The organism is Glaciecola siphonariae, assembly GCF_042652645.1.
Taxonomy (GTDB): domain Bacteria; phylum Pseudomonadota; class Gammaproteobacteria; order Enterobacterales; family Alteromonadaceae; genus Glaciecola; species Glaciecola siphonariae.
Map to the genome: position 1 here is coordinate 224,313 of NZ_JBHSGU010000029.1, position 23,719 is coordinate 248,031.

A 23,719-nucleotide genomic window follows, 5' to 3' on the forward strand; every position below is an offset into this window, starting at 1 on the left:
TTTTTATGAGAGTTGTATTTAAACGAACAGGTGAACCACATCATTTCTCAACTAGAGCATAAACGCTCCGCCCCTTTTTATATATTTTTAGCAATTATTTTCTTATTGCCTATTCCGCTTGGCGCTAACCGTCCTTGGGCATGGAGTGCCTTTCAATTAGCCATATTTGCACTCACCTTTTACACAACATTTACCCTCAGAGCTACCAAAGACATTGGCGTTTATAAATATAAAAGCATGGTTTTTATGTGGCTGGCATTTATCGCCCTCGCCTTATTTCAAATCATTCCGCTGCCTTCCGCCGTAGTGAGTTTATTGTCTCCCTCGTCTTTAGATTTATATCAAACAGCCAACGCAACGAGCTTCTATATTTCAACCGACCATGGTCAAAGTACCGTTAACTTTATTAAACTGCTAAGCCTGTTCTGTCTGCTTATATTAACCATGCAGTTGGTCAACAATGAGAGAAATATACGCTTATTACTGATTACCATGCTCGCAAGCGGCACGTTTCAAGCGCTTTATGGCTCACTAGAAATTTTACTCGGAGCACAAACCAGCATGGTATTCGGACTTGAGGTAAAAGAGACCGCCACCGGCAGCTTTGTCTATCGTAACCACTATGCCAACTTCTTAATGCTTTGCTTGTCGGCCGGTATCGGTTTAATCGTAGCGGGGTTAGAGAGAGACAACTTGTTGTCGCCTAAAGATAGACTTCGCTCCGTGGCAACAAGCTTACTTGGCAGCAAAGCAATTATTCGAATTTGTTTGGCGGTGATGGTAATCGGCCTTGTAATGTCTCGCTCTCGCATGGGCAATACGGCATTTTTTGCCTCAGCGGCCATTATTGGACTTATAGCATTAGTCTTAATTAAAAATCGTAGCAGTGGTCTACTTGTGTTTGTTGTGAGCATGTTCATTGTCGATTTGTTTATTGTTAGCGCGTATTTTGGCTTAGCAAGGGTAAAAGATAGGCTTGAGCAAACAAGTTTAGATTCTGAGTCTCGAGATGAAGTGATTCGAGATGCCTTTCCGATTATTCAGGATTTTCCGTTGTTTGGTTCCGGGGGAGGTAGCTTTTACAGTATATTTCCGGGGTATCAGCATCAAGATGTCTATGCGTTTTACGACCACGCTCATAACGACTTTCTTCAGTTTGCGATTGAGTTTGGGCTGATTGGCACCTTTTTGTTGCTCGTGATCATGCTATTTACAGTTTATAAAGCCCTGCGCGCCATGCATAAACGTAAAAATTCGATTTTCAAAGGTCTGTCATTTGCGGTCGCCATGGCAGTCTTGGGAATGTGTATCCATATGAGCGTTGATTTTCCGCTGCAAGGTTTTGCCAACGCGAGCTACTTTGTTGTATTTATTGCTCTGGCAATGATAGCTAACGGACTCAAAATAAGGCGTATACAAAAAGCCTAAGCGCCGAGTATTTCGGCAACCAAGCCTACGCGCACTCTAGAATGTTGTTGTGCACATAAGTGTCGCGAGATTTACTCCAAATGCAGGCAAACTCCTTTGCATTGTTGAGCTTCACGCTAGTGAGTACTCTGTCACGACTAACGGGGTTTCTGAGACCGCGAACAAGGCGTTGTTTCGTTTGCTCACTAATACCTGTGTAAAACGGATGATTAGCGGTGTATAGCGCCAAGCCAAGTTCAGAAAATAGAACATGAATTTCAGGCTTTTGTGCGCCAAATCTATCGGCGTTGTTGAGGTAAGTCATCATTTCCTCGTCAAACTCTTGCTTACGCCATTTAATCATAGCCAGTGAGCCCCATGTTACCGGCCAAGCCGGCCTTAGCGCTGCCGCTCGCAAGTAGTAAGCTTTAGCATCATCAAGGCTCTGTGCCGTCGCATATCCAGCCACCACACCCCACTCGCTTACTTGCCCAGACATGTCTAAATACAAGGGATGTGACTCATGTTTTGAATGGGCTTGTGATACAGCTTCTTGCGCAGCAACAAACGCGGCTTCGGTTTGTGCGTCTTTATCTGTTTGCCAAGATTCAATCGCGTTTCGCACAAAGTAATAATCGAGTGTCGCTCTACCAAAGTTAAGTGAGGTAAAAAAACCAAATATTGCCACCAGCATAACAAATAGCGCTAGCGCTCTGGTGCGACTAAACTCGCGTTTCATCGTAGTTAACACTTCGTCTTTGTTCAGCTTATTTATTGCCATGAGGTCTGACTCGTTATCTGTTCGGGTACATCATAAAACAAGGACTGAACATAGGCCTGCTCAATCTCTTCACTCAAAAACACATATGCATCACGCATTTCGTTAGGACGACGATGCACATTGTGCATATCTGAGGCAACATAATGCGTTAGTTTATCATTTAGCATATTCAGTGCAGTTATCTTTACCGCCTCTCCGAATGTCCCTGTGTAAGCGCCGGCAGTTGCTTGAAACAGCACCCCCAGCTTTTTTAGCCAGGTGACTTTGTCGTAATTTGCGAGTATTTCACGATTGCGCTCTGGGTGCGGAATGATAGGTTGAATCTGATGCTTTATTAGCCACGATATCAAATTTTCGATGCCTGCCGGGATATGACTATGCGGAAGCTCCAACAATAAAGCTGCTTTGTTCTCCCAATGCCCAAGATAGGGTAAGGCAGAAGCGCCAACGAGCTGAATTATTTCGGCGCAGGCTCGCATTTCACAGGCATAGCTAAATTTTATGTCGAGTGAACGTTTGTGAACTTCATCAACAAAAGCAGTAAAACTATCTTCAATAATTTGTGCGCTGTTGTCGAAGGTACCGAGGTGAATATGCGGCGTACAAACGATGTGCCGAACGCCTTGCTCATAAGCTTGCTCAGCCATTGCTAGAGCGTCGTTGAGCGTTCTCGCCCCGTCATCAATTCCAGGAAGAATGTGACTATGTAAATCTATCAAGAGTTCGCGTCTTCTGCTTTATAACTGTTGTAACCATACTGGTCGTAAAAACCGCTATATTCACCCGTTTTCTTGGCTTTTTTCAAATCAACCTGGTTAAGTACTATGCCGTCAATACGATGTCCAACTTCTATGAAGCGGCTGAGGCCATTGTTGATCATATGATAGCTCGTGCTGTCTGCGCGCACCACGTACATCAATGAGTCACAGTGTTTTGATACCACTATGGCGTCACTCACCGCCTGAATCGGTGCACTGTCTACTATGATGTACTGGTAAGTCTCACGCAGTTTGGCCATTAAATCTGCAAATTTTGAGGATGCTAAGAGCTCCTGCGGATTCGGCGGAAGGGTGCCTGCGCAAAGCACATGAATATTACTGGCCTCATCGTGCACCACGCACTCATCTAGGGTGTGGCTGCCTGAAATGATATTTGCTACGCCGGGTTGAAACCCAGGCAAGCCAAACTGTTTTGCCACAGAAGGTTTGCGCAAATCGGTATCGAGCAGCAATACCTTTGATAACTGACCAAGCGCAAACGACAAATTAATTGCCACGGTGCTTTTACCCTCTTTAGGGACGCTTGACGTAACTAATATAACCTGCGACGGTTTTTCAATATTAAGAAGCTGCATACTTGTCCGCAACGTTCTTACCGACTCACTGAATACATGATGTTTTTGGTCAAAATAATGCTTTAAAGGCAGGTCTTCTTTTCGGTTATGTGGCTGCCACGGAATAATGCCTAACATACGCTGAGAAAGTTTCCTCTCTACATCATCAACTGAGCGGATTCCGCTATTAAGCGCTTCTAATGACAGAGCCAAAAACACCCCTAAACCAATACTCAACACAAATGCAGCAGCAATAATCAAACCTTTTCTTGGCCTTGAGGGCGCTACGGGTGGCTTAGCGGCGTCTAACACGCGCGCATGGGCAGACTCAAAACCACCGAGTTGGTCAGTTTCTTTTAAGCGTGTAAAAAACGAATCGTAAAGCTGTTGATTGGTATCTACGTCACGCTGCAAGGTTTTACGGCGGCTCTCCAAATTAGACAGATTTCTAAAATCTGAACGCGATTGCGACACCTGCAATTGCAGTGCCTTTACCTTTGCTTCGGCCGAGCGATACTCATTTGTGATACCTGACACTAAATTACTAATTTGCTGACGAATACTCTCTTGAATCGACGCTAGCTCAGCGGTAGCCGCAATCATCCTCGGATGCTTAGGTCCGAACACCTCTCGCAGCTCTGAAACGCGGCTTTGCGCCAAAATCTCTTCTCTTTTAACCGACTGAATAGAGGGATGATTAAGCACTTCAGGAATGGTCGATAGCTCAGCTATGGAAAGACCTTGCTGATTCACTTGTTCATAAATCGCTTGGCTGCGCTTTAAGGCAACTTGCGCGTCTATAAGTTGATCGCTTAGCTGGCTTAACTCTTCTGATGCCAGCCCGACAACTCCGTCAACGTCAACTAGTTGCTCGGTTTCATCAAAGTCCGCTAGCCGCTTTTCTGACTCATCTAATTTGGTTCTGAGCCCTTCTAAACTCTCATTGAGCCACCTCGTGGCTTTTTGCGTCATTTCTAGCTTGGCTTCTAGATAATTTTCGATATAAACATCTGCCATTTCATTAGCAATGTTGGCACTTAGCTTGTTATTCGGCGTTTCTACCGATACTTCGACTACCTGCGTGTTTTTAAGCGGATTAACCCGCGTGCGCTCCATCAGCAGCGACACCGCAAAGCTCTTCTTCGACGCCAAGCGTTCTTCTTCTGTTTGAACTTCATTTACCTGCTGCGGCAGAAACGGCAGTGCGGCCTTTAAAGACTCTTTCACGCCATCGATTAAACCGCTGAGCATGCCTTCACTTTCAGCTAGAATGTCTTTATCGAAATGTGGGTTGTTCTGAAGCTGCATCCGCTCAACCACCCTTTCGGCAATTTGGCGTGAGCGCAATATTTCATATTGGGTTTCAAAGTATTCTTTGCGGCTGGAGTCAAGGCCATAAACCTCTTCTATGGCTAGAACATTGGTTTTTTCAGCTTCTATCAAAATCGACACTTTTGCTGTGTAGTGCGGCGTCATGGTGAGCACCACTAAACCTACCAATACCGTTAAGAAAAACGCAAGTGAAAGGATGCGCCAGAAAAAACGTTTAATGACTTGGAAGTACTGCGAGAAGTCAATAACGTCTGAGTCGAACAGCTTTGCTTCTACTTGTTCTGCTTGTTGGTTAGCCATGAATGGGAATTGCCTGCTTAGAAAAATCGTTGTTGAACGGTAATAATATCGCCCGGCATGACAATTTCACTAGTCGCAGACTCTATTGATGTTTCAGTACCGGTAATATTGCGGCGTATTAGCACAGACGACTTAGCCGCTCGCTCCGTGTAACCACCCGCTAGTGCGGCTGCTTTTTCAACGGTAAGCCCCGGCTGATAGGGGTAGCCGCCAGGTTTTGATACTTCACCATTGATAAAAAACGGTCTATATTCGATTACCGTTACCGAGACCGATGGGTCGACGAGGTAATCGCCGCGCAAGCCTTGGTCAATAAGAAGCTCAACTTGGTTTACGCTTTTACCCACAAGCCGAATATCGCCTAAAAATGGATATCGAATCACGCCGTTATTCGACAGCCGGGTTTCTACCGTTAGGTCCTCTTGTCCAAACACAGTGATTTTAATTTCATCACCACTGCCAAGGATGTAATCACCCTCAACGTTTTGTGCATGACTAAAAGATGAAATAAACAAGGTTAACAACACAAGCAATGCTGACTTTGGAAAAGCCATAAGTCTTTCCAACATAATGCCTTTGACTACTTGATACGAGTCATTCTTCGCGTTATTTGTCAGTTTTTCTCGCATTAACCACATTATATTTACCACGCCAACTTCTAGTACAAAACACACACTATGACTACAGAGTAATTAAAGCATTCAAAATAAACTGATTGCGATCAAAGTCGATGGCATCTCGATTACTTTCGCGCTCATCATAAACATAGCCCAATTCAAAATTTAACCATCTTCTAAACTGGTAGTACACCGATGCGCGCAAGCGTCTGTTGTCATCTGAACGAATGTCGAAGCCATCAATAAGTTGGCCCTCATAACGCTCATTCGCAAACGAAATTTGCACGCTTGAGCGAAGTCTTTCCAACCATTCATGCTTCCATTCTAAAGAAAATCTATTGTCGCGAATAAAGTTACCTTCGCCGTTTGTTTCGTTTGTGCCAGAGCTTGTGATGAATTCAAGGCTTGAATAGTCGACCGGCTCCCACAACACACCAAGCTCCCAATCAAAGCCATCAAAGTCCTCTCGCAATGACGACTCAAAATCCTTCTCTTGATAACCTACTTTTGCAAAACCTGAGGTTTGTGCTGTCGCCTTCCATTCAATACCTACTAAATATGACACTTCGTCACTGTCGAGCACATTCATTGGGTTTAACGCAAACTGATAATCGATGGAGGTATAGCGTGCTTCAAATACCGCATCGGTAACGGCACCTATGCGATAGTAAAATGTACCTGCCAAACGACTGATATCGCGGTCGCGTGCACGGTATAGCGGCGTGTCTATGTCGTAGTTTAGGGATCTGATATCAAAATTCAGGTCCAAGCGGCCATCTGAATTAAATGCCCCATATGAATACAAAATATCTAATTCAGTTTGCTTGTATTTATCAGGCTCGCTAAGTGATGCACCTGTACCAATTGAAAAGTTACTACCGCGAGCATCATGCCCGTCTTCAAAGTTAAGGGATGCAATGACGCGGTTTCGAGCGTTAAATTCTACATCGGCTTGGGCAACAAAAAAGTGGTCGGTATAGTTATCTTCTTTACTGCTGAAGAAATCTTCATTCCTGAGTCTATAGCCGAGGGTGACCTGACTCGCGCCCAAGCTACTTTCCATCATAATATGCGGCGAGATAATGCGCGACCATGAGCTGATGCTGTCAATGTTGGCTCTAGTTACATTGTCGTCGTACTTTAAGCCGATATCGACCGTTGGCGTAACATCAAATCCGCCAAGCGCGAAATTTGCAGCATCATCAAACTGCTGAGCAGTTGCCACGGTTGCAGTGAAAGAAAGACCAAGCGCAATTAACCTAAGTGTCGTTTTCATATTTTTCTTAATCCCTGAATATAAATTAGCGCGAGCATTGTGATGAAAGAAGCTTATGATAAGGTCATAAGTATACCTTAAATTCCTTTGATTAAACAATGACCTATTTATGCCTTACAGCAAAATAAAACGCATTCTCCTTTTGAAAATTCACTATAAAAACAATGACTAATAACAAGCGGTCTAAAGTGACTATTTTTTGCAACACATCAAAACACCGTTGGAACATGAAACTAAACCACAACGATATTCAAAAAGTACAAATGTTTTCTAACAAAAAGGCTAATAATGACGTCGATTCCTCTAGTATTTCATCCAATATATAGTCAGCTTGACCTTCCTCAGCGGCATCGATTCCCCATACAAAAATACCAAGGAATTAAAGACGCGCTTATAGCAAAAGGCGTTGCTGAATCGTGTTTTCGTCAGCCACAAGCGCTCAGCCTAGGGCAATTGCAAAGCGTTTATGACCCAGAATATATCCGGCAATTATGCGGCGGCGAACTTGATCCAAAGGCCATGCGACGCATTGGCTTTGAGTGGTCTGAACAACTCATTGAACGCACGCTTACGGCCGCTGCAGGCACTGTACTCACCGCTGAGCTCGCCATAGAGTATGGCAAAGCGCTTAATTTGACCGGTGGCTATCATCATGCATTTGCCAATTATGGTTCAGGTTTTTGCATGGTAAACGACTTATACCTTGCAGCGCTTAGCATGCTTAAACATGCGCACATAGATAAGGTGCTCATTTTTGATTGTGACGTACATCAGGGCGACGGCACAGCGAAGTTAGCGGCCAATAATCCGAGTGTGTACACAGTTTCGTTGCATGGTGAAAAAAACTTCCCTCATCGCAAGCAGGTCTCAGACATGGACTTTCCGATTGAGCGAGGCACTACAGACAGCGATTACCTTGCTACCGTTGAACAAGCGCTTGATATGGCGCTTACCTACAGCCAACCCGATGCCGTTATTTACGATGCTGGCGTAGATATTCACGAAAATGATGATTTAGGTCACCTCCTCATCTCAACCAACGGCGTGTTTACGCGCGACAAAATGGTGTTTGATACCTGTAAACAGCGCGGACTGCCAGTAGCGGCGGTGATAGGCGGAGGCTATCAGCGAGACATCGACGCATTGGTTAATGTCCATTTGCAGTTATTCAAAGCGGCTGGTGTTTACTGACTTTTTTTGCGCTCTGTGTTCTGTTTCTAGAATCCAGCTAAGTGCAAACCGGGTTTCCTGCGCGATTAGCTTCAATGATTTACGGAAAACCTGTCCTAATCAATATGATTGCATACTGTTAATACATACAGTATCATTTATTGCTATATTCAAACACAACGCGAAGGTACCTGATGACTTTGTCAGCCACACACAATCTCATCGAGCAGCATTTGTCTCAATTTTCACTGTCGCAGCGAGAACGCTTGGCATTCATCGATTTTAATCTGCAGTTTTTTGGTAAAATTTCGCGCGGCGATTTAATATCGCGTTTTAAAACTGGTCTTGCCGCTAGTACCCGCGATTTTGCGGCCTACAAAGAATTGGCAGAAAACAATCTCACTCTCGATCATTCTACGAAACAATATTACCGCACCGCCGATTTTAAACCTGTATTTGTGTTTTCAGCTCAAAGCATTTTGCAGTCGGTGAGTAAGGGTTTCAGCGATGGGATTGTTAGCGATGCTCAGCCATCATCACACTGTTTTGAAGCAGTGCAGTTAATTCATCCGAACATTGAAATTATTGCTACCCTGATGCGCGCAATACATAATCAACAGGCTTGTTTAGCTACATATGTATCAATAAGTTCTGGCGAGAGCCAACGGCGCATTGTACCGCACGCCATCATAAACAACGGGCATCGATGGCACGTAAGAGCTTACGACGGGCGCTCCAAGTCGTTTAGAGATTTTGTGTGCACGCGCTTTAGCGAGGTGGCAGAACTTGGTGAACCTAATGACGCAAGTGAACTTGCACCATCAGACCACCATTTTAATACTTACACTACGCTAGTATTAGTGCCCCACCCCGGCATTGCCAATCCAACGGCAATTGAAATGGACTACGACATGATAAATGGCGAAAAGTCCATGCGCGTGCGCTCTGCGCTAGCGGCTTATATACTGCGCCAATGGCAGGTGGATTGCTCGCCTGACGCAAGGATATTGCATCAAGGATGTCAGTTAGCGCTTAAAAATACTCAAGTACTTGAAAGCATTGAAAATCCGCAATTAGCACCAGGTTTTCGAACAAAAAAGTGAACCTGAGTTGCCAAACTAGGTCGAATGCATACTTAACATCATGAGTAATTAATATGTCTGACAATATTGAACAGTTACAGCTTAAATCACAGCAGTTCAACGAGGCACTTGTGCGTATGATGGTGCTGTTTTATCAGATAGATGGAAAAATTACCCTCACCGAACAAGATTATTTTGAGAAAGTCACCGACTCTCTAGACTGGCGCAGCGGCGTGGTGCTCCCTGCCTTTATCAATCAGGCTATTCACGATGCTCGAGAAGCCATATCAAGCGGTCAAGCCAGAGAATTCTTGCGCAAGCTCGGTAATGACCTCAACATCGACGCGGCAAAATCGTTTGAAGTCGCCATGGACATCACGGCAGCTGATGGCAAACGAAGCGACGAAGAATTAGAGCTATTGTCGCTTCTGTCAAACCGCGTCTTAGCAAAAGGCTTGGTAGCTTAAGTCACTTTTAAACCAGATCTTAGAGTAGATTTATGCCTGCAACAGCAGGCATATCTAAATTTGCCAACCTATAATAATTCGTTAAACTCTGAATCTTGATCTAAGCCTCCTGCACCGTGAACAGCGCGGCGTATTTTTTACATACTAAATAAGACGCTAGGCCACCCACTACGCCCGGTGCAATCCAAAACACCAGTTGCCATTGTCCTAAATCGCTGAAGAAAGTTCGGGCACCAAAGGTCAAAAATGCGGTGTAGGCGCCAATTCCAGAGCCAATGATGCTGCCGATATGCTCAAATATCCATTGATTTGCCGCGACAGTTTTGGCATAGCAATAGCGCAACATAGTGACAGCAATGATGCAGCCTAAAACACCAAACACAATATACAGTGTGCTTTCACGAAATATCCCCAGAGCAATCATGCCCACGCCCCCGATAGCGAGCAACCAAATCGGCATGATATAGCTGTACCTACGTAAAACGCTGTGCTGTGCTTTATATCTCAGCACAGCAATACCATGTCGCGTTGTGGTGAAAGTCAGTAGCGCTAAATACAGCAAAAACACACTCAAATAGCGGAAATAAGCGGCCGCTGATGCAGCATTTTCAGCATTTGCATACTCATGTTTGATGACCAGTGGCGCAGCCAGCACCAAGGATGCCATCAGTACGCCGGTGGCAGCTGTCCCATACATAGCGGTTTTATAGAAATGACCAAACCTACGATGGTTTAGCTGACCTTTTTTAGTAAACACCGGTACCCAAAAAAGCATTAATGCCGCTGCACCAAAAATGATGTGTAAAACAAAACTAAAGCTGTGTATGTACGTCATGGAATGTTCCTCGTTTTTTCAAACTAAGTGCTACTCACTATTGATACCCAATCAGCGAGTTAAGTTAATAAGTGAGGTAAGCTTAGCCAGCAAGCTAAATACGCATAAGTGCCATTGGTCACATTATGAAACATGACTTATGGCCTATAGATGCGTGACTTGTAAAACTGGTAATCTAAAACCAATGCATACACAATCATGAAAAAGTGTCTTAAAAATGACCTCGACCTCCGCTACTGCCAAACATGGCTCAAGCTCAATGATTCCAAGCGAAAAACGTCCACACGTAATGGCCTCTAACACAATGAACAACTGGCGCGACAAGCTATCACTAGATAAAATCTCCGGCATCATGACCTGGGCAGTTGTTGCCGGCATGAGTTTGTTTGTGCTTCATAAAAATAACGCAGACATGGCCAGCATAGTGCTGGCGAGCGCGCTCTATTTGGTCTATATCGTGGGATGGCTGTTTATGATCAGAGACCGCGATTATCAGTCTGATGGCGCAATCCGCAGCGCTATATTAATTATGCTGTTTGCTGTGGTTATCGGGATCTTTTTTACCGTACCGCTGTCGTTCAACAGCATTTTAATGGGCATCATCTCAGGCGCACTCCCTTATTATGTCAATGTAAAAAAAGCGCTAATGATTGGCACTATTGCGTCTTTTCCTCTTTATTTCGTTTTTACTTATTATTGGCAAGATGACTTTGTATTCTTAACCGCTTCTTTGTTTTGGACCTTCAATATGTTTGCCATCATCATGGTAAATGCAACCGTGAAAGAGAAAGCTGCCAGAGAAAAGGTTGAAGAAACAAATCGCCAGTTAGTTAGCACGCAGGCCCTTTTAAAAGAAGCCAGTAAGCAGAGCGAGCGCATTCGCATAGCACGAAATATTCATGATTTGCTTGGGCATCATCTCACAGCGCTGACTATCAATTTACAGGTGGCCAGTATTAAAGCCGAAGGTGATGTGAAAAAGAATGTTGAACAGTGCCATCAACTTGCCAAACTGCTTTTAAGTGACGTACGCGATGCAGTGAGCGATATACGCGATAAAAGCCAAGTAGACCTTCATGAAGCTATCAATAGCATGGCCAAACAAGTGCCTTTTGTTGATATAGAGCTTATTGTAAGTGACAACTTGCACATAGACGATATTGAGATTGCAGATGCACTTTTAAAATGCGTGCAAGAATCTATTACCAACACCATCAAGCATGCGAAGGGTAAAACCCTTTTGATTGATATTTCTCAAAACGAAACAGCCCTTAGCTTCGAAGTAAGAAATTCAGGAACCATCCCCAAAACCCTTAAGATAGGTAACGGCTTAAAAGGCATGCAGGAGCGCATCAATCTATTGGGCGGGCGCATAACGTTCAGTCTGCAGCCTACAGAATTTATCACCTCTGTAGTATTGCCAATCAATAGCGAGCAACAACCATGATCAATTTGATGCTAGTAGACGACCAAACGCTTGTGCGAGAAGGGATAAAAAGCCTGCTGTCATTGTCAAGCGAGGTGTGTGTTGTCGCTGAGGCACAAAATGGAGAAGTTGCGATTGCGCAATACGCACAGCATCCGAATATAGACGTGATATTAATGGATATTCGAATGCCCGTGAAAAACGGCATTGAAGCGCTGGAAACTATTAGCCAGCAGGCAGATGCGGCGCCAATCATTATGCTTACCACCTTCGACGACCATGAGTCGGTGATGAAAGCGATAAAAGCAGGGGCAAAGGGCTACTTACTAAAAGATGTTTCTCTTGAAACGCTAGTGCAAAGCATACAAACCGTCCATGCGGGCTCCACCTTAATTCAACCCGGCATTACCGAGCGCCTTATCGAAGGTTTACAAGGTAAAGCGAGCGATTTTGAGGCCGCTGACCTGCCGGAAACCCTATCAAAACGTGAAACCGAAATTCTACGCCTTATGGCAGCCGGCTGTAGTAACAAAGAAATGGCTGACAGCCTATTTCGCTCACAAGGCACCATTAAAAACCAAGTCTCGAGTATTCTCGCTAAGTTAGGCGTGCGCGACCGCACCCGGGCTGTGCTTAAAGCCATTGAATTGGGCTTGATATAAGCACCGTTTCTGCTTGCATTAGCAAACAGCTTGGTCGATGTTTGGCGCTTATGTGTTTATAGCAAGGAGCCTATCACCGCCTCAAGCGACGATGCTGACATTTGCTCTTTGGCTAAAACGTGGTTAAACCCTTTGGCGTGCACAAGAGTCTCAAGCTCATCTGTATCTAAGCCAGTCACAATGATGCACGCCGTGGTGTAACCTAAGGCATGAATTTTCTCTGCTAGCTCCACGCCCGTCTCGGCGCCTAAATGATAGTCGAGCAAACACGCATCGATATGTTGTGAGTCAATGATTTCAAGGGCTCCAGCAGTATCTTTAGCCTGAAAGCAGGTAATATCCCACGACTGAATCTGCGACAAGTAATATCCCATTAATTTCAATTCAATATCGCCGTCATCAACTGCGAGGATATTAATCTTACGTTTATTCGAGATATTCGCTTCGTTCATCTAGTTTATCGCTCACTTAGTACTCGTTTTATTTTTGAATGAGGATTCGAATGAAGATTCGAATGAAAATGTGAATACATAAATGACTGAATGCATGAATACGCATGCACTCAGTCAATTAGCTAGCTAACAGCTAACACCGCCTATTTTTCACCAATCCACTGCACACGGTAAAGATCACGTCGTTTATCAAGATAATTACGCACCGAACCTTCGTTTTGCAGTTTTTCTAATTTGTCTAAATCTAAGTCGACAATGAGCATCATCTCAGTGTTCGGCGTCGTTTCAGACACAATGGCATCGTGCGGAAATGCAAAGTCAGATGGCGAGAAAACGGCTGTCTGGCCATACTGAATGTCTACGTTATCCACTTTTGGCAGGTTGCCCACACTTCCGGCTATTGCCACGTAGCACTCATTTTCGATAGCGCGGGCTTGGGCGCAGCGCCTTACGCGCAAATATCCATTTTTGGTGTCAGTCCAAAATGGCACGCATAGTATTTGGATTTGTTCTTCTGACAGTAAGCGAGCAAGCTCAGGGAACTCAACGTCATAACAAATTAAAATACCAATCTTGCCAAAATCGGTCTCAAAAGCCGCCAGTTTATCGCCACCTTTCATCAACCAACCGTTTTTCTCATATGGCGTGGGGTGTAGTTTATACTGGCTATCAATACGTCCGTCTCGATGACAAAGGTACGACACGTTATAAAGCTCATCATCCTCAATTAGCGGCATGGAGCCCGCTATAATATTTATGTTATAGCTAATAGCGAGTTCAGAGATAGCGCTTAAAATTTCAGAGGTGTATTCTGCTAGGTGCCAAATGGCGTCTATCGGCGCCTCAGATTCACTTAATCCCATGAGCGGCGCATTAAAAAACTCAGGCAACACAGCTAAATCACACTTGTAGTCTGACAACGCGTCTACAAAGTACTCTACCTGAACGAGCATATCCTGAACGCTGTCGAAATAGCGCATTTGCCACTGCACAAGACCAATTCGCGCACTTGAGAATTTACTGTCGAGCAAAGACGGCTTCTCAGCGTCGTAGTACATATTGTGCCACTGCAATAGCGTAGCAAAGCCCATAGACTGATTGTCTTCAGGTAAGTAGGCCTTCATCACCTGTTTTACCTCAAAACCGTTGCTCATTTGAAATGATAGAGTCGGATCGTGAATTTCTTTCGCTTTTACCTGTTCAATATACTCAAAGGGCGTCATTTCGTTCGCATATCGCGAATAGTTCGGGATCCGGCCGCCCGCCATAATGCTTTTTAAATTTAAGTTACGACAAAGCTCTTTGCGAGCCTCGTACAGTCTGCGCCCTAATCGCAAACCCCGGTATTCTGGGTCAACAAAGAAGTCGACTCCGTATAGCACATCGCCCTTTGGGTCGTGCGTGCTGATGTAAGCGTCACCGGTTATTTCTTCGTAAGTGTGCTTGTCTCCAAACTTTTCATAATCAACAATCACTGAAAACGCAGCAGCTACAACTCTGCCCTTGTCTTCTATACATATTTGTCCGTCGGCAAAGGTGTTGATTTGCGCTTGATATCGTTTTTTAGTAAACGCACCGCCGTTGTTACGATACACAACATCCATGAGCGCTTTTATGCCCTCAAAGTCGTCCAAGGTAAGGTGTCTTAGTTCAAATAAATGCTCTGTTTCGTTGGCTGGATTAGACGTTTTGTCGTCGCTCACTCAAATCTCCTAATGGCTTCGTTGCGCATACTATCTCATAGCGCCATCAGCAGGTAAATATCGACCATTCGAGCAATATGCGCTTAAACTGTGCTCTAAAGCCTGTTAAAGCCTCGAACTAGCATCTTAAAAAAGCACAGTTAAAATACGTTTATTGCTTAAAAAGAAAGCACATTTAGAGCTTTTGTATCGGCTTTTCCTTGCAAGGTTTGTAAATACAAATCAATGATGGCCTGTTCGCCCGTCATGACCTGTTCATGCATGGTATTCTCAAGGGCACTTGCAACGTGTTTCCACGCTTGCGCATACTTCTCTAAAAACACCCCTTGCCCCCAATCTTGATGTAAGCTTTTTACCACGCTAGGGGCAAAAAATATTTCGGCTTTCAAGGCTTTTTTATTCGGTTTTACTTGCGCCTGCCAGTCGGTGGCGCCAATGAGCGTTACCTTTTTCAAGTCATCGCCTAAGCTTGATTGAATATTAGAAATCACGCTGCCGTTTGCGGCAAAATCTAGTAGCCAACTCGATTTATTCGGTAATTTATTCAGCTCGTCGTAGGTATATACTTTATCGTAACAGCCAAGAGACTCAACCAGCGCTTTATTTGACGCAGACGTTAGGCCAATAACCTCATAAGCATGCTTACGAATCGCTTTATTAGCTTGTAACAAAAATGCGGTACCAAAGGCTGTTTTACTTGAAGCGGAGCTTAGCAGTAAGCTCTCATGGTCTAATTGCTGACCGACAAACTCGTCGAGTACAAACGACGTCATAAACAAGGGTCTAAAATTGAGTTGCCACGGCTCTCGTTTAGCGTTGTAACCAGGGTCTTGTTTGCAGTATACATAGCTGTCATACACAGAGCTGATGCTCTTGCGCTCGGGATGCCCATCAGAAAATCCGTATTGACTCACTTTGTGAGCCCTCACAAGCAAATGACTCGCCATCGGCAAATAACCAAAGACCTTTTCGCCCACTGCTATCTCGCTGTGGTTTGAGTGCGATACCGTAGCAAAGCCCCAAACCGGAACAATGCCGTAACCTTCATCTGCAGGGAAAAACCCCCAATAGCCCATAGTCTCGCCCAGCGCTGCATAGGTAATATTGTTGGCAGAAAACCCAAAGCTATCTGTCGACAATACAATTTCGTCTGGCGCCAAATTCTCAATATCCATAGTAGCCATATGAATCTTTGCACTTGCCAAATCATCTTTTTTAACTTGAATCTGAGTAAGGTTGAGCATGGCCTTGTCTCCATAATAAATTGGGTGCTAAGCACGAATGTTGTTAGCGCTTGTACGTCATCTTTTATTTTGTATCAGCATGTACATGCAAACGCTTAATATTTTGCGATTACGCCGCCTATTTCGAGTCTACTTCTAGGGTCGACTTCTAACGTCTAATTCATTTCCAGACATGCTTTCGGGGTTGGCCTTTATCTCGTTTGCCATCTGCGAATTGACCATAATCAGCTTGGCGGCGTAATCGGCATAGTCAAAACCCTTTGCTTCAAACAAAAGGCTAATATCACTGCTCAGCGGCGCTGATGCAGCAACATCTATTATGTGTGTAAATTGCGCTTGCGTATTGGCAAGCTCTGCGTCGTCGGTAACTGTGCGCACCGCCTGCATGATGCCGGTGTCTGAAAAGCCTGCCAAAAACAAAGATACCGCGCCGTTATCTCGAGTAGTCTTTGCTACCACCGCATAATCGGTATGTTCTTGACTTTGCTGTCCCTCCCCCACAAACGAGTAGCCGGTATCGGTGCTCAAGGTATTCTTGCAGTTGTTCTCGCAGCTAAACTGGCTTTGTTCAAAATAGGTGCGTAAAAAACCCATGCTCTTAATCATGCCAACATATACAAAGTTTGCATCTCTGATGTCTTTGGCATCAACATCTGAAAGGGTTGTGATTTTTACAACTTTGCCAGCGTCGCTCATGACATCATGCAGTGAAATCAAGGTATAGGCCGACGACTGCATCAAAAAACGATTCGCACTTGGCGCAACGCGCGATGCGTATTGCGGATTGTCTGCTTGCCACTGTTCGAAGTCTTGCTGTGAGTTCACGTCATAATTGCGCATTAGCGTGTTTATTGGCGCACTAGATTGGCTATCTTCCGTGGTCGTAACCTCATCGTTATTCGGGCCGAGCGAGTACTCAAACATAAAAAGGTCGCCCAACACGATATATGTGGGAAAATCATTTGCCATAAAACCTGACCAAAACTTAGCGAGTTTTGGCGTATCGCTTAGCTGATTTTGAAGCGCAAGCTCGCGTGTTCTAGCGCTTGAGGCATCGCTTGAAGCGGCGTCCTCAATTTGCTGCCCTATGGGCGTAAATACAAACACAAGCGCTGCGATTAGCATGCACGCACTTAATACAAAGGCAATATACGCGTGCTGGGTAATTCGCGATTTATTAGCATTCTGACCAGACTCTGTTGTTGGCTCGGCCTCAACTACCTCGTACGGCATGAGCTGATAACTGCCTTTTGGAATAATCAAAGTAGTTTTAGAGCTGGCATTATCTTGTACGCCGTCATTTTGCGATGCGCTGTTTTCATAAAACGCTGCCATGCGGGAGCGCAATTTGTGTATGTACACGCGTACAAAGGCATCTTCGCTTGGATCAAAACTTGAGGGTTTGTTAAACACCTCAATACCAATGGTGATCTCTTTTGGCTGATGGTTTTTGAGCGTACAGTCTCTTAAAAATGCCAGTAGTTTGCTCAGCATCGGGGAGCGCACAAACGCATCGCTTGCGAGAATACGAGTGCATTCCCGCTCAACAAATGACTTTTGCTCATCGCTCAAAATTTTCATTAAATACAGTTATTTACCCTTTTGCAGTTAACAAAGAATGCATGTTAACTCTATGTTAGTCAACCGTTAATTAACCATATAAAAGGCGCGTTTTCAGTTCTTTTGGGGCATGATAACAAATAATTAACAAACTCTCGTTTACTAACACGAGGAAGCTGTAAATATGACTCGCACAACTAAAAGCAATTTCGCATCGCACGCTGGCTTTAATTCACCTTGGAATCCATCAGGCGATCGTTCAGGTGATCGATTAGGCGATCGTTCAGATAATGCATCAATCCAAAATAAACGACGCAATTTTTTAAAATCGGCCGCTGCCACTGGCGCAATCGCAACTACCTTGCCACTTAGCTCAGCGCTCGCTTCAGCGTTTTCTGCGCAATCGGGCAATGAGAGCGCGAGCAGTACCGAGGGCGCATACGCGGGGCCACAGCTAAATATCGGCATTATTGGCGTGGGCAGTCGAGGGGCTGGCATTGCGTCCGTACTGAACGATGTCCCAGGTATGAAGGTTAGCGCGATTTGCGACACCCTTGATTTTAGATTGCAAGCTGCAAAAGCGTACATAAAACACGAAGGATATAAGTCATATACAGACTTTCGACAGCTTCTCGATGATAAAGGCATTGATGCGGTGGTGATTGCAAGTCCATTTTCGATGCATGCGAATATGGCCAAAGCGGCTGCACAGGCAGGCAAAGCTATTTATTGTGAAAAAACACTGTCTTATGGCATTGATGAAACGCGCGAACTGGCAAAAGCGGTAAGTTCTTCAGGGGTTATTTTTCAAACCGGACACCAGCATCGGAACTCTCCACTCGTCCAGCAGGTTCGCAACTACGTGCGTGATGGCTATTTAGGCAAGGTCATTAAAATAGAAAGCCAGTGGAACCGAAACAATAATTGGAGAAGAACTGTCCCCGACCCTGCTCTAGAACGCCAAATTAACTGGCGGATGTATAGGGAGTATTCTGGTGGCCTAGCGGCAGAATTATGTTCGCATCAAATCGATTTTGTAAATTGGATTACCGACAGCCACCCCACACGTGTAATGGGCATGGGCGGAATCGACTATTGGAAAGACGGCAGAGAAACGTATGACAATGTGAATATACTTACCGAGTATGACACCGGCCTCAAAGCCTCTTACACCTCGCTTACCAGCAACACTAAAGACCATCGACGCATGACCTTGTTAGGTGACAAAGGCAGCATCGTGATGTACGACGACAAAGCCTATGTTTACAGTGAAACTCGACCAGAAGACCTAGCAGGTGCCGTGGTAGATGGCGTGTCGGGGGCCACCATGAAAGCTTGGCAGCAACAAAAAGGCGTAGCTATTGATGCCGACGGACAAGACTCCACCGCGTATGCGCTCGCTGCCTTCAGAGACGCGATTGTTGAACAAAAACAGCCCATATCTTCACTCAAATCTGGCGCTCAAACCGCGGTGGTCGTGCAAATGGCGCTTGATGCCATGGACAGCGGTAACACCCAACATTGGCGCAAAGACTATGATTTTGTTTAAACACACTGCCTTAAAACATTTTATTTAACGACTTCTCAGGAGATGACACACCATATGGAAAAGCGACAAAACACTCCATCCCGAAGCTTGAGTGCGTATTTTGCGCGCTGTGCTTTTTTTGCTGTAGCCGCATTTATTTCTGTGAACAGTTATGCAGCACTTGCTGACAGTCATAGCGAAGGTAACTGGACGCCTTTATTTAACGGAAAGGATCTCGAGGGCTGGGAAAAGGTAAACGGAGATGCACCTTTTGAGGTGATTGACGACATGATCGTTGGCACATCCATTGCCGATACACCCAACACTTTTTTACGCACCACGCAAACATTCGACGATTTCATCCTTGAATACGACATCTGGGTAGATAATGGGGTCAATTCTGGCGTGCAAATCAGGAGCAATATCGACCCAGATTATCGCGACGGCAAAGTCTTTGGTTATCAGGTCGAGACCGACACTAGCGATCGCGCCTTTACCGGTGGCATATATGATGAGCAGCGCCGCGGCTGGATTTATCCGGTAGCACATCAACCCTCACGCGATGCGTTTATTCGCGGCGGCTGGAATACCATTCGGGTAGAAGCGATTGGACACAGTATTAAAACATGGCTCAATGGCCAGCAAGTCACGCGTTTGGTAGACGACGCAACCAGCAGCGGTTTTATTGGTTTGCAAATTCATAGCGTTTGGCGAGGCTCAAAAGTGGACGGCAAATTTCGCTGGCGCAATATTCGTATCATGACTGAGGACCTTGATAAGCACCAATGGGCTGATGACCCTCAAGTGAGAGAAATCAGCTATCTTGACAATCAGCTCACCGATTATGAAAAGCGTAAAGGCTTCCGATTGTTATTTGACGGCAAGTCTAGTGAAGGTTGGATGGGTGCTAAATTAAATGACTTTCCAACAAGCGGCTGGACAATCGAAGACGGCGTGCTGCGTGTAGAAGCTACCGATGGAGGGGAATCTACCGGGCCTGGCGATATTATCACTACCGATAAATTCAGTAACTTTGAGCTGATAGTCGATTTTAAAATTACTGAAGGCGCCAATAGCGGTATTAAGTATTTTGTTGACCCCGAGCTTAATAAAGGTCCTGGCTCTGCTATTGGTCTAGAGTTTCAAATTCTAGACGACCAGCGTCATCCCGATGCCAAAAATGGCGTAGCCGGTAATCGCACGATGGCATCTTTATATGATTTGATAACCGCAGAAAACCTTACCGATACGGCAAGCGCTAAGGAGCGCTACGTACGCGGACCGGGCAACTGGAATAGAGCGCGTATTGTGGTAAACCAAGGTCAAATTGAGCACTGGCTAAACGGCATTAAAATGGTGGAATTTGACCGAGACTCTCAGCTTTTTACCGCACTGGTGGCCTACAGCAAGTATAAAGACTGGCCTAATTTTGGTCGTCTTGCACAAGGGCATATTCTGCTTCAAGACCACGGAAATGAAGTGCACTTTAAAAACATCAAAATTCGTGAATTTTAGGGGTGAGGCTATGCGTGATTCAAAGGCTATGAATGATTTAACTAACGAGCATACACAATCTGTCGACATTACAGAGCAAAAAAGCAACGACCGACGCCAGTTTATAAAAGGCAGTGCGGCCGTCGCTGCAGGAATATCAATGGGTATGGCATCACTTGGGTTATCTGCCAAAAGCTATGCTCGTGTGATTGGCGCGAATGAACGCATGCACAGCGCTGTAATAGGGGTAAATGGTCGCGGACAAGCGCTTATGAAAGCTGCCGCGCTTGCGCCGAATGCTGAGGTCAATGTTATTTGCGATGTTGATTCTCGGGCGATGCAAAAAGCCAACGATATGCTCGTTCATGATACAGGCTCACCGGCTCGCTTAATCGAAGACTATCGCGAAGTATTAGCACAAAAAGACGTTGATACTGTGCTCATTGCCACCCCAGAGCATTGGCACGCGCCTATGGCCCTTTTAGCGTTGCAGGCCGGTAAACACGCGTATTTAGAAAAGCCGTGCAGTCATAATCCCGCTGAGGGCGAAATGTTGCTGCAAGCTCAGCAAAAGTATAAACCCCTTATTCAGGTGGGTACTCAGCAACGGTCTGCACAAACCTCAATACAGGCGGTTAAAGACATTGCTCAGGGGATTATCGATAAGGTCTATTATGCCAAAGCATGGTATAGCAACAATCGCGCATCGATTGGTCAGGCGAAAGAGTCACCTGTGCCTGAATGGTTAAATTGGGATTTATGGCAGGGGCCTGCACCGCGAGAATCGTTTAAAGATATTTATGTACACTATAACTGGCATTGGTTTTGGCAATACGGCACCGGCGAGATAAACAACAACGCCACACACGAACTCGATATTGCCCGCTGGGCGATGGGTTTGACCTATCCAAACCGCGTAAGCTCCAGTGGCGGGCGCTTTCATTTTGATGATGCATGGCAGTTTTATGATACCCAAGTGGTCAACTACGAATATGACGATGGCAAGATGCTCTGCTGGGAAGGTCGCAGTTGCAATGGCTTTAATCATTACGACCGCGGGCGCGGACTTACTCTGCACGGCACAATGGGAACTATCTTGCTCGACCGAAATGGCTATACCGCCTACAACCTTGAGCGCGAAATCATCAAAGATATGAAAGAAGAAGGCGAGTCGGCTACTACTAACACCATTGGCGCTGGATTTTTAGACAACCAACATATGAACAACTTTGTTGCGGCTATTCGCACCGGTGAAGCACTCAGAGCGCCAATCACAGAAGGAATAATTTCTAACCAGCTCTGCCATTTAGGAAATTATTCACAGGCAGTAAAACGCTCGCTCAATATAGACCCAAGCAATGGGCGCATTTTAAACGACCCTGAGGCGATGAAATACTGGTCGAGAGACTATGAGCCTGGCTGGGAAATGAAAGTGTAGGCAGATACGTAGATACCATAGCGCTGCAATCGCGCTAAAGTTAAGATGCAAATGAGCAACAAGACGAAAATGCCCTCGGTGCCTATCATCAGCACCGAGGGCTTTTTATTGAAAAGTAGAGTCAGCCGATAAGCCGGGTTCTGTGTTCTTTTGCAAGAATGGCAATCATTCGTCTAGGCCAGCAATCGCTCACTGGCTCAAGCAACCTACCCGTTCCCAACGCGGGTCGCGCCATACGGGAACCTATTTGGTCTTGCTCCGGGTGGAGTTTACCTTGCCGTTTACTGTTACCAGAAACGCGGTGCGCTCTTACCGCACCCTTTCACCCTTACCTAATTTTACAATTAGGCGGTCTCCTCTCTGCTGCACTTGTCGTCGGCTCACGCCGCCCAGACGTTATCTGGCACCCTACCCTATGGAGCCCGGACTTTCCTCCCCTAGAGCTTGCTTACACAAACTAAAGCGGCGACTGCCTGGCTGACTCTGGGCGCAGTATAAAGCATCTTCAAAAAATAGCGAATACGAAAAACCAGCATGCCAAGCGATACAAACGCGTAAACTCAGCGCAAAAAAAATACCCTAGTGTGAGTAGGGTATTTTTCAGATGATTTAGATTTATTTTATGTAAGTATTAACAAAGTGTGTTACGTACGGCATATAAAAATACCCAGCTATGAAGACGTAAGCTTAAACGTTCGCATTATGATAAATATTTTGCACATCTTCGCAGTCTTCCAGCATATCCATGAATTTTTCAAACATAGGCATGTCGTCTTCGCTTATATCTTTGGTATCCTGCGGCACCCAGCTAATCTCTTCTACCTCAAACTCAATGCCGTCAAACGCATCTTGAAGCGCGGTTTTAGCCTTGTAGAATTCGGTGTGCGGCACTAAAACGGTTACTTGACCGTCTTCTACTTCCACATCGTGAATATCAACATCTGCTTCCATTAAAGCTTCAAGCACAACCTCGTCGTCATCGCCTTTAAAGCCAAATATAGCTAGATGGTCGAACATGAACGCCGATGAATTTTGCGCACCCAATTTACTGTCGGTTTTTGTAAAGCAGTTACGCACATCGGTGATGGTGCGATTAACGTTATCGGTTAAGCAGTCTACAATGACCATGCAACCGCCTGGTCCAAAACCTTCGTAGCGAGCCGGTGCAAAATCTTCACCGCCGCCGCCAGCGGCTTTATCAATGGCTTTGTCGATAACATGCGCAGGGACTTGGTCTTTTTTAGCCTTTTCAATCAGGCGCTTGAGCGAAAGGTTTGCCACCGGGTCGGGGCCGCCCGCTTTTGCAACAACGTATATTTCTTTGCCGTATTTTGAATACACCTTTGTTTTTTGCGCCGCTGTTTTGGCCATTGCGACTTTTCTTACTTCAAACTTTCTTCCCATAATATGCTCTTATTGTATTATTTATACCCGACACGTATGCCTTTATGAATGGCCGATATTGTACAGGATTTCTTTGTAATGAGTAAGCACACATCTTGCCAAACAAAGCACAGATGGCAGTGTACTAAAGATAAAATCCAAAAGATAAAATCAGCTAAAATTCAAAAGATAAAACCAAAAGACACAGTTCTGTTACCTTAGGGTATCG

At 45.1% G+C, this 23,719-nt stretch carries 20 protein-coding genes and 1 other RNA gene; 9 read left to right on the plus strand and 12 right to left on the minus strand.

Going from position 1 to position 23,719, the window contains the following annotated elements:
- The first annotated feature begins 30 nt into the window (after positions 1-30).
- Positions 31-1,428 (plus strand): O-antigen ligase family protein, encoded by a 1,398-nt coding sequence (locus ACFO4O_RS17725; protein WP_382410978.1) that lies wholly within the window; start codon positions 31-33, stop codon positions 1,426-1,428.
- A gap of 25 nt (positions 1,429-1,453) precedes the next feature.
- On the opposite strand, the gene ACFO4O_RS17730 is transcribed toward ACFO4O_RS17725, so the two are convergent.
- From ACFO4O_RS17730 to ACFO4O_RS17750, 5 genes are all read right to left on the minus strand, one after another.
- Positions 1,454-2,188 carry a VpsP family polysaccharide biosynthesis protein gene (locus tag ACFO4O_RS17730; protein WP_382410980.1) on the minus strand — a complete coding sequence of 245 codons (735 nt, stop codon included), beginning with the start codon at positions 2,186-2,188 and terminating at the stop codon, positions 1,454-1,456.
- A complete protein-coding gene (locus tag ACFO4O_RS17735) occupies positions 2,179-2,907 on the minus strand; it encodes a tyrosine-protein phosphatase (RefSeq protein ID WP_382410982.1) in 729 nt (242 codons plus the stop codon). The genes ACFO4O_RS17730 and ACFO4O_RS17735 overlap by 10 nt, the downstream gene beginning before the upstream one ends.
- Positions 2,904-5,153: a GumC family protein gene (locus tag ACFO4O_RS17740; RefSeq protein ID WP_382410984.1), complete on the minus strand. Its 2,250-nt coding sequence runs from the start codon at positions 5,151-5,153 to the stop codon at positions 2,904-2,906. The genes ACFO4O_RS17735 and ACFO4O_RS17740 overlap by 4 nt, the downstream gene beginning before the upstream one ends.
- 17 nt (positions 5,154-5,170) lie before the next feature.
- On the minus strand, positions 5,171-5,707 hold the full coding sequence (locus ACFO4O_RS17745; RefSeq protein WP_382410986.1) for a polysaccharide biosynthesis/export family protein: 537 nt from the start codon (positions 5,705-5,707) through the stop codon (positions 5,171-5,173).
- A gap of 127 nt (positions 5,708-5,834) precedes the next feature.
- Complete coding sequence (locus ACFO4O_RS17750) at positions 5,835-7,046, minus strand: outer membrane beta-barrel protein (RefSeq protein ID WP_382410988.1); 1,212 nt, start codon at positions 7,044-7,046, stop codon at positions 5,835-5,837.
- Positions 7,047-7,334: 288 nt separating this feature from the next.
- Between ACFO4O_RS17750 and ACFO4O_RS17755 the strand changes: the two genes are divergently transcribed.
- The 3 genes from ACFO4O_RS17755 (at position 7,335) to ACFO4O_RS17765 (ending at position 9,765) form a co-directional block, all read left to right on the plus strand.
- The gene (locus tag ACFO4O_RS17755; RefSeq protein ID WP_382410990.1) at positions 7,335-8,237 is read left to right on the plus strand and encodes a histone deacetylase family protein; all 903 of its coding nucleotides are present in this window, start codon (positions 7,335-7,337) and stop codon (positions 8,235-8,237) included.
- 173 nt (positions 8,238-8,410) lie between these two features.
- Positions 8,411-9,319: a WYL domain-containing protein gene (locus ACFO4O_RS17760; protein WP_382410992.1), complete on the plus strand. Its 909-nt coding sequence runs from the start codon at positions 8,411-8,413 to the stop codon at positions 9,317-9,319.
- A gap of 53 nt (positions 9,320-9,372) precedes the next feature.
- Complete coding sequence (locus tag ACFO4O_RS17765) at positions 9,373-9,765, plus strand: TerB family tellurite resistance protein (RefSeq protein WP_382410994.1); 393 nt, start codon at positions 9,373-9,375, stop codon at positions 9,763-9,765.
- A 100-nt stretch (positions 9,766-9,865) separates the two neighbouring features.
- Here ACFO4O_RS17765 and ACFO4O_RS17770 read toward each other — a convergent pair whose 3' ends face one another.
- Positions 9,866-10,600: a hypothetical protein gene (locus ACFO4O_RS17770; RefSeq protein WP_382410996.1), complete on the minus strand. Its 735-nt coding sequence runs from the start codon at positions 10,598-10,600 to the stop codon at positions 9,866-9,868.
- A gap of 217 nt (positions 10,601-10,817) precedes the next feature.
- Here ACFO4O_RS17770 and ACFO4O_RS17775 point away from each other — a divergent pair, with 217 nt between their 5' ends.
- Positions 10,818-12,047 (plus strand): sensor histidine kinase, encoded by a 1,230-nt coding sequence (locus ACFO4O_RS17775; RefSeq protein WP_382410998.1) that lies wholly within the window; start codon positions 10,818-10,820, stop codon positions 12,045-12,047.
- Positions 12,044-12,688 carry a response regulator gene (locus ACFO4O_RS17780; protein WP_382411000.1) on the plus strand — a complete coding sequence of 215 codons (645 nt, stop codon included), beginning with the start codon at positions 12,044-12,046 and terminating at the stop codon, positions 12,686-12,688. Before ACFO4O_RS17775 ends, ACFO4O_RS17780 begins: the two co-directional genes overlap by 4 nt.
- A 56-nt stretch (positions 12,689-12,744) precedes the next feature.
- On the opposite strand, the gene ACFO4O_RS17785 is transcribed toward ACFO4O_RS17780, so the two are convergent.
- From ACFO4O_RS17785 to ACFO4O_RS17800, 4 genes are all read right to left on the minus strand, one after another.
- Complete coding sequence (locus tag ACFO4O_RS17785) at positions 12,745-13,140, minus strand: response regulator (RefSeq protein WP_382411002.1); 396 nt, start codon at positions 13,138-13,140, stop codon at positions 12,745-12,747.
- Between the two features lie 143 nt (positions 13,141-13,283).
- Entirely contained in the window at positions 13,284-14,843 is a 1,560-nt protein-coding gene (locus ACFO4O_RS17790; protein WP_382411004.1) for a GNAT family N-acetyltransferase, read from the minus strand.
- 158 nt (positions 14,844-15,001) lie between these two features.
- On the minus strand, positions 15,002-16,087 hold the full coding sequence (locus ACFO4O_RS17795) for a DUF2855 family protein (protein ID WP_382411006.1): 1,086 nt from the start codon (positions 16,085-16,087) through the stop codon (positions 15,002-15,004).
- Positions 16,088-16,222: 135 nt separating this feature from the next.
- Entirely contained in the window at positions 16,223-17,668 is a 1,446-nt protein-coding gene (locus ACFO4O_RS17800; protein ID WP_382411008.1) for a hypothetical protein, read from the minus strand.
- Positions 17,669-17,831: 163 nt separating this feature from the next.
- On the opposite strand from ACFO4O_RS17800, the gene ACFO4O_RS17805 reads away from it, so the two are divergent.
- The 3 genes from ACFO4O_RS17805 to ACFO4O_RS17815 are packed head-to-tail and all read left to right on the plus strand — an operon-like array spanning position 17,832 to position 22,107.
- Positions 17,832-19,196 carry a Gfo/Idh/MocA family protein gene (locus ACFO4O_RS17805; protein ID WP_382411010.1) on the plus strand — a complete coding sequence of 455 codons (1,365 nt, stop codon included), beginning with the start codon at positions 17,832-17,834 and terminating at the stop codon, positions 19,194-19,196.
- A gap of 54 nt (positions 19,197-19,250) precedes the next feature.
- Entirely contained in the window at positions 19,251-20,690 is a 1,440-nt protein-coding gene (locus tag ACFO4O_RS17810) for a 3-keto-disaccharide hydrolase (protein ID WP_382411012.1), read from the plus strand.
- 10 nt (positions 20,691-20,700) lie between these two features.
- The gene (locus ACFO4O_RS17815) at positions 20,701-22,107 is read left to right on the plus strand and encodes a Gfo/Idh/MocA family oxidoreductase (RefSeq protein WP_382411014.1); all 1,407 of its coding nucleotides are present in this window, start codon (positions 20,701-20,703) and stop codon (positions 22,105-22,107) included.
- A 113-nt stretch (positions 22,108-22,220) separates the two neighbouring features.
- Here the strand turns inward: ACFO4O_RS17815 and rnpB are convergent.
- Both rnpB and ACFO4O_RS17825 read right to left on the minus strand, forming a co-directional pair.
- Positions 22,221-22,592, minus strand: an RNA gene (gene rnpB, locus ACFO4O_RS17820) — RNase P RNA component class A.
- Between the two features lie 202 nt (positions 22,593-22,794).
- On the minus strand, positions 22,795-23,511 hold the full coding sequence (locus ACFO4O_RS17825) for a YebC/PmpR family DNA-binding transcriptional regulator (protein WP_382411016.1): 717 nt from the start codon (positions 23,509-23,511) through the stop codon (positions 22,795-22,797).
- Positions 23,512-23,719 lie beyond the last annotated feature (208 nt).